Source organism: Actinomadura sp. 9N215, from assembly GCF_044326345.1.
Taxonomy (GTDB): domain Bacteria; phylum Actinomycetota; class Actinomycetes; order Streptosporangiales; family Streptosporangiaceae; genus Spirillospora.
The window spans coordinates 49109-61045 of sequence record NZ_JBIRBA010000040.1 but is presented as its reverse complement, the minus strand read 5'-3'; the positions used below and the strand labels follow the sequence as shown (position 1 = coordinate 61045).

12 protein-coding genes are annotated in these 11937 nt (G+C 70.3%); 1 reads left to right on the top strand and 11 read right to left on the bottom strand.

All coding sequences use genetic code 11. The features are described 5' to 3' along the window. Positions 1-33 precede the first annotated feature (33 nt). Positions 34-438, top strand: a complete 405-nt coding sequence (locus ACH34T_RS41125; RefSeq protein ID WP_328361967.1) for a MerR family transcriptional regulator — start codon at positions 34-36, stop codon at positions 436-438. On the opposite strand, the gene ACH34T_RS41120 is transcribed toward ACH34T_RS41125, so the two are convergent. From ACH34T_RS41120 to ACH34T_RS41070, 11 genes are all read right to left on the bottom strand, one after another. Beyond that, a complete protein-coding gene (locus ACH34T_RS41120) occupies positions 430-1824 on the bottom strand; it encodes an MFS transporter (RefSeq protein ID WP_396026433.1) in 1395 nt (464 codons plus the stop codon). The genes ACH34T_RS41125 and ACH34T_RS41120 overlap by 9 nt on opposite strands. 259 nt (positions 1825-2083) lie before the next feature. After that, positions 2084-3109: a LacI family DNA-binding transcriptional regulator gene (locus tag ACH34T_RS41115; protein WP_396026432.1), complete on the bottom strand. Its 1026-nt coding sequence runs from the start codon at positions 3107-3109 to the stop codon at positions 2084-2086. A gap of 77 nt (positions 3110-3186) precedes the next feature. Continuing rightward, a complete protein-coding gene (locus ACH34T_RS41110; RefSeq protein WP_396026431.1) occupies positions 3187-3888 on the bottom strand; it encodes an SRPBCC domain-containing protein in 702 nt (233 codons plus the stop codon). Beyond that, positions 3885-4862: an amidohydrolase family protein gene (locus tag ACH34T_RS41105; RefSeq protein WP_396026430.1), complete on the bottom strand. Its 978-nt coding sequence runs from the start codon at positions 4860-4862 to the stop codon at positions 3885-3887. The genes ACH34T_RS41110 and ACH34T_RS41105 overlap by 4 nt, the downstream gene beginning before the upstream one ends. After that, positions 4859-7264 carry a xanthine dehydrogenase family protein molybdopterin-binding subunit gene (locus tag ACH34T_RS41100; RefSeq protein ID WP_396026429.1) on the bottom strand — a complete coding sequence of 802 codons (2406 nt, stop codon included), beginning with the start codon at positions 7262-7264 and terminating at the stop codon, positions 4859-4861. Before ACH34T_RS41100 ends, ACH34T_RS41105 begins: the two co-directional genes overlap by 4 nt. Next, entirely contained in the window at positions 7261-7749 is a 489-nt protein-coding gene (locus tag ACH34T_RS41095) for a (2Fe-2S)-binding protein (protein WP_396026428.1), read from the bottom strand. The genes ACH34T_RS41100 and ACH34T_RS41095 overlap by 4 nt, the downstream gene beginning before the upstream one ends. Next, the gene (locus ACH34T_RS41090; protein WP_396026427.1) at positions 7733-8593 is read right to left on the bottom strand and encodes an FAD binding domain-containing protein; all 861 of its coding nucleotides are present in this window, start codon (positions 8591-8593) and stop codon (positions 7733-7735) included. Before ACH34T_RS41090 ends, ACH34T_RS41095 begins: the two co-directional genes overlap by 17 nt. Next, entirely contained in the window at positions 8590-9633 is a 1044-nt protein-coding gene (locus ACH34T_RS41085; RefSeq protein WP_396026426.1) for a leucyl aminopeptidase, read from the bottom strand. Before ACH34T_RS41085 ends, ACH34T_RS41090 begins: the two co-directional genes overlap by 4 nt. Before the next feature lie 26 nt (positions 9634-9659). Continuing rightward, the gene (locus tag ACH34T_RS41080) at positions 9660-10424 is read right to left on the bottom strand and encodes an alpha/beta fold hydrolase (protein WP_396026425.1); all 765 of its coding nucleotides are present in this window, start codon (positions 10422-10424) and stop codon (positions 9660-9662) included. Between the two features lie 53 nt (positions 10425-10477). After that, complete coding sequence (locus ACH34T_RS41075; RefSeq protein WP_396026424.1) at positions 10478-11230, bottom strand: Asp/Glu racemase; 753 nt, start codon at positions 11228-11230, stop codon at positions 10478-10480. Then, positions 11227-11886, bottom strand: coding sequence for an isochorismatase family protein (locus ACH34T_RS41070; protein ID WP_396026423.1), 660 nt, complete (start codon positions 11884-11886; stop codon positions 11227-11229). The genes ACH34T_RS41075 and ACH34T_RS41070 overlap by 4 nt, the downstream gene beginning before the upstream one ends. Positions 11887-11937 lie beyond the last annotated feature (51 nt).

Below are 11937 nucleotides of genomic sequence, written 5' to 3'. Positions count from 1 at the left end.
CAAGACCCGTCCCGGGCAAGGTGCAATGCGTGCATGGACGCATTGATCCCCATCGGCGACGTCGCAGCGCGCTTCGATCTGCCGATGTCGACGCTGCATTACTGGGAGCGGTGCGGGCTGATCACACCGCACCGGCGCCACCGTTGGCGGTACTACGACCGCGACCAGCTCTACCGGATCGCGCTGATCCGGCTGTGGCGGGAGACCGCCCAGATGACCATCGAGCAGATCGCGACGATCCTGGCGGGCCGCACCGCCGCACACGACTGGCGGGAGACGGTGCTCGACCAGCTGGACGCGATCGACGTCCGGCTGGCCGAGCTGCGCCAGGCGAAGGACTATCTGAGTCACCTGCTCGACTGCCCGCTCGACGACTCGCTGGAGACCTGCCAGGCGTTCCGGAAGCTGGTCGCCGTCCCGCGGGCCTCGTCAGAGTGACGCGGTGGCCCCGGACGCGCCGGCCCCGGACGCGCCCGCCTTGGACGCCCCGGCCTTCCCGGCCATGAGGTCGGTCCCGCGAGTCTCCTCGGCGAACCAGGCGACGACCGTCGACATCACCAGGGCGGCGACGAGGTAGGCGCTCACCGCCCAGGTACGGCCCGCCGTCGCCGCGACCAGCGCCGTCGCGACGAAGGGCGCCAGGCCGCCGCCGAGCAGCGTCGCGGCCGTGTAGGAGACGGAGACCCCGGAGAGCCGCACCCTCGGACCGAACAGCTCCCCGAAAAGCGCGGGCTGGACGCCCGCGACGCCGAGCAGCCCCGCGTTGAAGACCACGAGCACCGTCAGGATGACGACCGGCGAACCCGTGCCGACCAGCGGGAAGTAGGGGACGGCCACGACCATGCTGACGAGGCAGCAGCCGATCAGCACCGCGCGGCGGCCGAACCGGTCGCTGAGCGCCCCCGCCGCTGGCGGGAAGCCGATGGAGAGCACGCTGGCGATCACGAGCACGACCAGCATGGTGGTCAGGCCGACCCCGGCGGACCCGGTCGCGAAGGTCAGGATGTAGACGGCGTTCAGGTAGAAGCCGATGGACGCGCCGAACCACATGCCGGTGGCCAGCAGCAGCGCGCGCGGGTGGGTGCGGATCAGCTCCACCAGCGGGAACGCGGCGTGGGACCGCGACTCCTTCAGCTGCCGGAACACGGGCGACTCGGCGACGCGCAGCCGGATGAACAGCCCGACCGCGACGACGGCGAGGCTCAGCAGGAAGGGGATGCGCCAGCCCCACGACAGGAACTGCTCCTTCGTCAGGACGAGGTTGATCAGCAGCACCAGACCGGTCGACGTCGCGGAACCGATCGGCGAGGCCATGTTGGGCCAGGAGCCGTAGAAGCCGCGCCTGCCGGGAGGGGCGTGCTCGACACTGATCAGCTGTGCCGCCGCCGCCTCGCCGCCGAGCCCTATCCCCTGCAGGAAGCGCAGGAGCACGAGCATGGCCGGTGCCCACAGTCCGATCGACTCGTAGGTGGGCAGCAGCCCGATGAGGAAGGTCGCCGCCCCCATCATCAGGAGCGTGACCAGCAGGGTCACCTTGCGGCCGAGCCGGTCGCCGACATGGCCGAACACCAGCGCGCCGAGCGGACGGGCGCCGAACCCGACGGCGAACGTGGCGAACGAGGCGAGCGTGGCCGTGGTCGAGGACACCGCGGGAAAGAACAGGTCCCCGAAGACCAGCGCCGCCGCCGTGCCGTAGAGGAAGAAGTCGTAGTACTCCAGGCCGGTGCCGACCGTGGCGGCCGCCGCGACCCTCCGTGCGGATCCGTCGCTCGTCCGCCGCCTGGTCCGGTGGTGGTGGTCGGTCTGGTGGTCGATGTTCGCCATCGCTGCCCGTGCCTTCCGCTCGTGCGCGGCTCATGGCCTCGCAAGGTTCCCTGCGCACGCGTGCAATCGTTTCCCTAAATTCACACAAACGTTTGCAAGGGTCAAGAGGCATGCGGCAACGGATACGTCGGCCGAGCGTGCCGGACGATTGGTCGATCATGCCGAGCGGCCGGACGCGGCCGGTCCAGCCCTTGGCCAGGTGAGCGCCTGTCGCTGGCGCCGAGCGTCGGCGTGTCGCCGGCCTAGCGCCGGTCCATCGTCAACGTGCGGTTTTCCGCTGGATCAGCTTGGCCATGCGGGGGTCGCTGGACTGGCGGACCACCAGCCGCGGCTGGAGCCGTACCGAGCTGATCGCACGGCCCTCAAGACGATCGATGATCAGCTGGCCGGCGGTCTCGCCCATGCGGTGGATCGGGGTGCGCACCGTGGTCAGCGGAATGGGCAGGTCGGCCGAGGCCGAGATGTCGTTGAAACCCACCACGGCGACGTCGGTGCCCGGGGTCAGTCCATGGTCGCGCAACGCGCCCATCACACCGATGGCCGCCCAGTCGTTGAGAGCGAAGATCGCGGTGGGGCGCGGGCTCGACTCCAGCAGTTCGTCCGTGGCGGCCCTGCCGTCGGGCCCGGTCACCCCGGTCAGCCTGATCCGTTCGGCGGGAACGTCGTAGCCCCGCTCGGTGAGCGCCTCCAGCGTGCCGGCGACGCGGTCCCGCGCGGTGCTCGCGTACGGCAGGCCGCCGACGATGGCGATCGTCTCGTGTCCGAGGTCGGCCAGGTGGGTGCCCACGAAATAGCCGCCGAGCTCGTCATCGCACGTCACCGAGACGTGATCCCCGTAGCGGCGGCTCACCAGCAAGAACGGCAGGTCCAGCTTGGCGAGCTCGTCCACGTAGCCGCCGTCCAGCGAGGCGTCCGCCACGATCAGCGCGTCCACCCGGCGGTTGATCATCATGGTCAGCCAGCGGCGTTGCCGATCCGACTCGTCCCGGGTGGTGGCCACCACGCTCTGGTAGCCGAGCGTGCTCACCTTCTCCTCGATGCCCTCGTACATGTTGGCCAGCGTGACGTCGGACAGCCGGGGGACGAGCACGCCCAGGACCTTGGACCGGCCGCTGCGCAGGCCCGACGCGTACGGATCCGGTACGTAGCCGAGCCGCCGGGCCACCTCGCGGACCTTCCGGGCCCCGTCGGACAGTTCGGCCTCCTCGTCCGGGCTGACGTTGCGCCGCAGGACGCGCGAGACCGTCGATACGTGGACCCCGGCTTCGGCCGCGATCGTACGCATGGTCACAGGAGAGGGTTTCGGTGCGTCAGCCACGACACCATTGTCAGGTTCGCGCGACCATCATGCAAAACGCCACATCAGGGCGCAACTTCGTTGCGTCGTCGTTGCGTCCTGAGACGGAGCGTCCTGACCAGCATCAGCACGGCGAGGACCGCGACCGCGCCCGCAAGGCGCTTTCCGACGGCCGAAGCGGCCACATGGGTGAGATCGAGCGGGTCCGCACCTGCCGGGTCCGCACCTGCCGGGTCCGCACCTGCCGGGTCCGCACCTGCCGGGTCCGCACCTGCTGGCTCCGGCATGGGCCGCGGCGCAACGGGATCGACGGACGTCTCGGCCAGCCGGTCGGCCATCGCCGAGGCGAAGCGGCCGAGCATGGCGTCGCCGACATCGCCGATGATCCCTCGCCCGAACTGCGCCGCCCTGCCGCTCACCGACAGCTCGGTACGCACGTCCGCGCTCGTCGTCCCGTTCTCCTCATGCAGCGTCACGGTGATCGTGGCCGAGGCGGAACCGGAACCCCGGGCCTCCTTGCCGGCGGCCTCCACGACGACCCGGCGTGCGGCGGCGTCACGTTCGACGAACCGCCCCCGGCCCCGGTAGGCCATCTGGATCGCACCGACCTTGACCTTGACCGAGCCGGCGAACTCGTCCCCTTCATGTCCGTCCAAGACGGCCCCCGGCATGCACGGGGCGATCCGCTCCACGTCGAGCAGCGCGTCCCAGACGGCCGACACGGGCGCCGGGATCGTCACACGGTGTTCCAACGTCATCATCGTCATCCGCCACCTTCACCGAGAAGCGCCAACGCGTTGCCACCGAGGACGCCGGCCAGAGCCGCGGCGGGAACGTGCTCGCGGACGAAACCCAGCGCCTTGCGCCCCGACCAGTACGGGTAGTCGCTGGAGAACAGGATCCGATCCGGGCCGACCAGTTCGAGCAGCAGGTTCAAGGTCATCGGATCGTTGCACACGGTGTCGAAGTGGAGCCGCCGCAGGTAGTCGGCGAACGGACGGTCGAGGTTCGGCCACCAGCCCTTGGCCCGGTACACCTCCAGCCGGCCGTGCAGGTACGGCAGCGCTCCACCGGCGTGCGGATGCACGATCCGCAGGTCCGGGAAACGATCGAGCACCCCGCTGACGATGAGGGCCATGACCGCGAAGCTCGTGTCGAACATGTAGCCGAGCGAGACCTCCATCTTGTACGGCAGCGCCCGGGGTCGCCGGAACGAACGCGTGGGATGGAGGAACACCGGTAGCCGCAACCGCTCCAGCCGCTCGTAGAGAGGCCACAGACGTTCCACCGCCACGGAGTCGCCCGCCACGTTGCCCGGAAGCAGAGCCGCCCGCAGTCCAAGCCGGTCCACGGCGTCGTCCAGAACCCGAAGCGCCGACTCGGTGTCGGTCAGCGGCAGGTGGGCCAAGCCGAAGAACCGGTCCGGGTACACCCGTTGCGCCCGGGCCATCTCCTCGTTCAGCAGTACGCACAGGTCGCGCGCCTCGCCGAGGGGACGGTCGCTGAGGTCTCCGGCCACCGAGGCGCTGACCACGGCGACGTCGATGCCCACGGCGTCGAGTACCTGGACCTGATGGTCCAGGTCCGTGAACCGCCGGTCATAGACCCATGTCTCGTCCGGAGAGACCTCGTAGCGATAGCCGGTTCCGGTACGGAACGCCCGCGGGTGTTCGGCGCGCCCGAGATGCCAGTCGAGCAGCGCGGGCGGATGCCAGTGCCACTGGCAGTCGACGATGGTCACGAGCCACCACCCTTGCCCGCCTGCTTGGCTCTCGCCTGTTCGACGAGGCGGCGCACGCGCGGCGGGGTCAGGGGAAGCTCGTCGGCGAACACGGACCCGATCGGGCGCAGCGCGTCGTCGACGGCGGAGGCCACCGCGGGCCCGGGGGCGATGGCCCCGCCCTCGCCCATTCCTTTGATCCCCTGGATCGTGAACGGCGACGGGGTCTCCAGATGCGAGACGCCGATGTGCGGGATGTCGGTGGCGCCGGGCAGCAGGTAGTCCATGAAGGTCACCGACTGCAGCTGGCATTGCTCGTCGTAGACGAACTCCTCCATCAGCGCACCGCCGAGGCCCTGAGCCACGCCGCCGTGGACCTGGCCGTCCACGATCAACGGGTTGATCATCCGTCCGCAGTCCTCGACCACGTGGTAGCGCAGCGTCCGCACTCCGCCGGTCTCCGGATCCACCTCGACGAGGCAGAGGTGCGCGGCGTTGGCGAAGGTGCCGTGGCCCGGCCGGGCGTCGTAGGAGCTGACGGCCTCCAGCACCGGCTCCATGCCTTCGGGCAGCTTCTCCGGACGGTGGTACGCCCACCGGGCGAGGTCCCGGACGTCCACGCTCTGCCCGGGCACACCGCGGACGAAGACGCGCCGGTCGCCGAGATCGAGGTCCGCCGGAGCGGCCTCCATCACCTCGGCGGCGAAGGTCAGCAGCAGTTCCCGGACCTTGCCGGCGGCGCGCTCGCTCGCGCCTCCGGCGAGCACCGCGCTGCGGCTGGCGAAGGTGCCGTGCCCGTACGGCGTCTGGGCGGTGTCGCCGAATCTGACCCTGATGTCGTCCAGCGGGACGCCGAGCTGGTCGGCCACCATCTGAGCCATCGTCGTCTCGTGGCCCTGGCCGTGCGAGTGGGTGCTGAGCTGGACGGTCACCTGCCCGGACGGGTCCATCCGCACCATCGCCGTGTCGTACCCGAAGATGATCGGCACACCGCGCTTGACGAACTCGGAGGTGGCGTGCGCGCTCTGCTCGGTATAGCAGGCGAGGCCGATCCCGAGGTGGCGGCCCTCGCGGCGCCCCTCCTCCTGGAGCCGGAGCAACTCCTCGTAACCGCCGTCCTCCAGGACCTTCTCCAGCGACTCGGTGAAGCTGCCCGAGTCGTAGACGAGGCCGGTCACCGACTCGTAGGGGAACTCCTCCGGCCGCACCAGGTTGCGGCGCCGCACCTCGACCCGGTCGATCCCCACGGCCCTCGCCACGGCGTCCATGGCGCGTTCGATCGAGAACGCGGCGGCCGGCCGGGAAACACCGCGATAGGGGCCCAGCGGGCACTTGTTGGTGGCGACGCTGTACGCGCGGCACTCGTAGTTACGAATCCGGTACGGGCCGGGCAGGATGCCGAGCGCCATCCCGGTGTCCATGGTGGACGTCCACGGGTACACCGAGTACGCGCCGCAGTCCACGTGGACCACCGCACGCAGGCCGGTCACCACCCCGTCGGCAGTGTGGGCGACTTCTAGCTCGTGGTGGTGTTCTCTGGCATGGATGGACGCGAGCATGTGCTCGACCCGGTCCTCGATCCATTTCACCGGCCGCCCGGCGCGCTTCGCCAGGAGGCACACGGCGATCTCCTCCGGGAACAGGTGCCCCTTGATCCCGAAGCCGCCGCCGACGTCCGGGGCGATCACCCGGATCCGGTTCTCCGGCATGCCGAGCACGTCGGCCAGTCCGGTGCGGACCAGGTGCGGGATCTGCGTCGCGGTGTAGAGGACGAGCGTGTCCTCGGCGACGTCGTAGTCCGCGATGCACCCCCGCGTCTCCAGCGGAATACCGGAATGGCGATTGCTGACCAGCTTCAGCCTCAGCACACCGTCGGCGGATTCGAACGCGCCGTCGACGTCGCCGTTCCGGAGGTGGCGTTTGATGAACAGGTTGTCTGTCCAGGTCTCGTGGAGCAGGGGCGCGTCCTCGGCGATGGCCGCGGGGATGCCGGAGATCACCGGCAGTTCGGCGTAGTCGACGTCCACGAGCTCGCACGCGTCCTCCGCGAGGTAGCGGTCGTCGGCCGCCACGACCGCCACGGTCTGGCCCGCGAAGCGCACCCGGTCCGTCGCCAGCGCGGGGAACTCGGTCGACTGCCAGGTGTCCATCGTGGAGTCGCAGATGATCCCGCGGGCGGCCCCCTCCAGGTCGCGGCCGGTGAGCACGGCGTGCACGCCGCCGGCCGCGACGGCGTCCGTCACCCGGACGTCCCGGACGTCGGCGTGCGCGACCGGGCTGCGGACGAAGGCCGCGTGGAGCATCCGCGGCAGCACGATGTCGTCGACGTAGCGCGCCTTGCCGAGAAGGAAGCGCGGGTCCTCGGTGCGCTTCACACGGGCGCCGAGCAGCTTCGGCTGGACGGCGTTTCCCGTCGCCGTCATCGTGACGCCTCCGCCGCGGCGTGCTTGATCGCGTCGACGATGAACACGTATCCGGTGCAACGGCAGACATGGCCGCTGAGGGCGTCACGGATCTCCTGGTCGGTCGGGTCCGGGTTGTCCTCCAGCAGGCGTGCCGCGGCCAGGACCATGCCCGGCGTGCAGAACCCGCATTGCAGGCCGTGTTTCTCCCAGAACGCGCGCTGTACGGGATGCAGCTCGCCCGGGTGATCCGCCAGCCCTTCGATCGTGGTGATCTCCGCGCCGTCCGCCTGCACCGCGAACATCAGGCACGAACGGACCAGGTCACCGTCGAGCCGCACCGTGCAGGCGCCGCACGCGCCGTGCTCGCAGCCGACATGGGTGCCGGTCAGGGCCAGGTCCTGCCGCAACGCGTCGCACAGGAGCCTGCGGGCGGGAACGGAGATCGAACGGCGGTCGCCGTTGACCGTGACGGAGACGGTGTGCAGGTCACTCACGTCGGTCACCCATCCTGTCCAGCGCGGCCGTCCAGGCCCGCGCCACTAGTGTTTCGACCAGGTGACGTCGCTCCGCGTCGGACGTCTGGCCGCCGATCTCGTCCCGGACGGCCCTGCCAACGTCGGCGGCGACGACATCCGCCGGTGGCGTCGAGGACAGGGTGTATTCCGTGGCCGTCGCCCGCAGCGGACGCGGCCCCAGCCCCGCGACACCGATCCTGGTCCGCGGCACCGCTCCCGCGGTGGTCGCGAGGTCGACGGCGACCGCCGAGAGGGCGAAGTCACCTGACTTGCGGGCGAACTCCTCGAATCCCCACGTTCGCTGCGTCTGGACCGGCACCCGCACCGCCGTCAGTACCTCGTCGGCCTCCAGCGCGCTGACGAAGTGCGACACGAAGAACCCGGCCGCTGGGATCGTCCGGGCGCCGCGCGGGCCCGTCACCTCGAATTCGGCGTCCAGGGTCACCGCGACGCACGGCAGTTCCGCGGCGGGGTCGGCGTGCGCGAGGCTGCCGCCGATCGTGCCCCGGTTGCGGATCGCCGGGTAGCCGATGACTGCCGACGCGGCCGCCAGCAGCGGGCAGTTCGCCGCCACCAGCTCGGAGCCGGCGATATCGGCGTGCCGGATCATCGGGCCGATCTCCAGGAATCCTTCGCGAAGCCGGAGGCCGGACAGTCCCTCCACACGCCCGAGGTCGATCACGACCTCGGGCCGGGCCAGCCGCAGGTTCATCAGCGGCACCAGGCTCTGGCCGCCCGCGAGCAGCTTGGCGTCCTCTCCGTGCCGGACGAGAAGGTCGAGGCACTCGCCGAGCGAACGGGGCGCGTGGTAAGCGAAGCCGGCCGGCTTCATCGGCGCGCCTTCGCCGGCTTCATCGCGTCGACCACGATGTCGCCGTCGAGCACGATCGGCTCGTCGTCGAGGAAGAGACTGCAACCGCGCATCGGAACGTCCAGGTGGCACGCCGTGTCGTTCGGGCCGCCCAGCTCGTTGTTGGGACCGGTGGAGAACATGACGTTGCCGTACACCGACCGCAGTTCCATGCCCATCCCGCCGGGGAAGGACGGCTCCCGCAACCCGTGCCAGTGAGCCCGCTCGTCGATGCCCCAGCCGACGTGCGACATCCCGTAGCCACGGGGATCGTCGAACGACTCCATGTACGACTTGATCAGCTCGGCGTCGTGGCCGCCGCGGATGTCGGTGATGAAGCCCTTCTCGATGGTGTACTCGACCGGTGTGGTGACGTAGACGTTCTGCGGCAGCAGCACGTCCCCGGGGCCCAGCACGATCTTGCCGTCGACCCCGTCGTCGGCGGCGCCGGTGAAGACGAACGCCGCGGGCCAGTGGTCCCAGCGCCCCGCCTGGTCCGTGTATCCGTACTCGCTCACCGTGGGATACACGCCGAGCCGGTAGGTCACGTCCGTGCCGTGCGGGCCGGTGATGCGCATCGTGCCGGCCTTGGCCAGGAGCTCGGCGCCGGCCTCGACCCTTTCCCGGTGTTCTCCGGTTGGGAACAGCCGGGCGAGAAGGTCCACCGGCTCCACGGCGGTGAGCACCCGGGTGCCCGCCGCCTGGACGGCGAACTGCTCGGGCGAGAACAGCAGGAACACGCAGTCGATGAGCAGGTCGGCCCTCTTGAGAGCCTCGACGGCCTCGGGAGTCCTCGCCAGCTCCGAGGCGCCGACCGTCCAGTTTCCCGACTCCGGCAGCGGTTCCGGCAGGACCAGGTGGTACGCCTGGCACCCCAGGCTCCGCGCGGCGTACAGGAACGTCTCGGCCCGACGGGCGTGCCGCCGGCCCTGTGAGAGCACCACGACCGTCTCCCCTTCTTGGGCGGCGCACAGTCGCAGGTGTCTGCGGAACAGCTCGTAAACCTCATGCTGGTTGACCATCTGAAACTCCATCGCCATTCGGGCCATCAGGGCAGTGCCGACGTGGACGGGTCGAGGAGGTGCGCCAGGAGCACCGCCCAGAACCCGGGCCAGTTGTCCCAGGGCACCATGTGCCCGGCGCCGTCCACCGAGACGATCGGAACGTCCGGGTTGGCCGCGGCCAGCTCCCGCGCCCCGTCTTCGGTGACGACCGGGCTCTGCGCGCCGCGGATCAACAGGGCCGGGGGACGGACGGATCGCCAGTGACGGAAGAAGTCCTCGCGATGGAAACCGTCATGGGTCTCGAGCACCGCGGTGCGGTCGCAGGTGGCGAGTTCCTGCGCCCTGACCCGCAACTGCTCCACCGGCCAGTTCGGATAGTGAGCGCGGACCTCCTCGGCCGTCGTCCCCCGGTAGGCGGCCAGCAACTGGGCCTCGAAGCCGGCCCGGCTGGTCGGATATGGAGCGCGGCCGGGGCCCGACAGCGGCGGATCCACCAGGACCAGCCGGTCATGTTCGCCGCCGCTCCGCACGCTGTAGGCCGCCGCGATCCGCGCCCCCAGCGAATGTCCGATCACGCTCGGCCTCGCCAGTCCCAGTTCCGCGACGAGACCCCGGACGTCATCGGAGTAATGCCGCAGGGTGTATTCGCCAGGGCTCGCGACATCCGTACCGCCCCGCCCGCGAAGGTCCGGCACCAGTACCCGGTACCGGTCGGCCAGGGCCAGCGCCAGGAATTCCACGGTCAGGGCGGGGCTGGTGATACCGGGCAGGACGACGACGTCCGGGCCCTGGCTCCCGTACCGGAGCACGCGATGACGAAGACCGTTGGCATGCACGTGAAGCGACTCTCCCGCCGGTTCGATCACGGAGCGCACCCCAGCAGCGCGCCGCCCTGGGGCACCACGGGCTCCAGTCCGAGCGAAGTCAGCAGCTCGCGGGCGGTCGCGGTCGCCGCGGAGAGCACCGGCAGCCCCAGCGCGTCCTGCACGGGCTGGATGGCCTCCAATGACGGCATCTGCACGCACGCGGACAGCACCACCGCCTGCGCGTCCCGCAGATCGAGCCGCTCGGCGTGGGCCGGCAGGCCGGCGGGGTCCAGCCGGGCGACCGCCCGGTTGTCGTCCACTTCCAGGCTGATCGAATCGCAGACGGTGACCCCGTACCCGGCCAGGTACTCGATGAGGCACTGGGTGAGCGGCTCGACATAGGGCGTCACGATGGCCACGGTGGAAACCCCGAGGACCCGGAGTCCGCGGACCAACGCGCCCGCGCTGCTGGTCACCGGCGCGGTGCAGCTCGCGCGGGCGGCCGCATCGGCGATCCGCGCCTCGGCTTCCTCATGCGCGTTCGGTCCCTGAGCCGCGATGGCGATCAGGCAGGCATAAGCGATCGCGTCAACGTCCGCGTCGGCGACCTCCGCCGTGCAGCGCTCCATCTGGTCGACCAGTCGCCTCAACGATTGCGGATCGACCGCGTGCAACGTCGCACGACTGGAGTGGAAGGTGAAGCCGCTCGCCACGGGGTGGCGGCGCAACAGCTCGGGCAGCTCGGTTTCCATGGTGGTGTTCGAACTCGGCACGACGAGCCCGACCCGATGTGGTGACCGCACAGTCATCCTCTCCGTGATTCGCGACGCCCGGAGTTCGCCGTCCCGCCCAGGTAGTCGATCGCCTCTCGCGCATCGATCACGTCGGCATACTTCTGCTCCATGTCGAACAGGGCGGCGTCGTGCGGACCGGCCGCCCGATCCGCCACGCACTCCCGCGGGACGAGAGGGGCCCAGCCGTACGACAGCGCGTCGACCACCGTGGCCCGGACGCAGCCGCTCGTGGTGGCTCCGCAGACAACGAGGGTGTCGACCTGCCAGGAGACCAGTAGCGAGGCGAGGTGGGTTCCGAAGAAGGCCGAGGGCCCCTTCTTGATGACGACGACGTCCTCCGGACGCCGGGGCAGTCGTTCGTCGATCTCCACAAGCCGGGTCCCGGTGCGCAGTCCGGCCATCCCGGGGGCCTTCGCCAGCCACATCCCGCCCTCGCCGGGGTGATCGTAGGCGATGGTCGTGAAGACCACCGGCAGGCCCGCGACGCGTGCGCCGCCGAGCACCTCCCCGGTGAACTCGACCGCGGCCGTCATGTCCGCGCCCGTCGGGCGGCTCGGGTCGGTGAACCCGACGGTGAAGTCGACGACGAGGACCGCAGGCCGCACGCCACGGGGCACGGACCCGCCGAAGCCGGCGTGCCGGTACCGCTCCACGACAGCCCGGTCGGGCACGTTCTGCTCCTTCAACGCGTGTTGCACTGGTTGATGCAATGCATTGCGCAA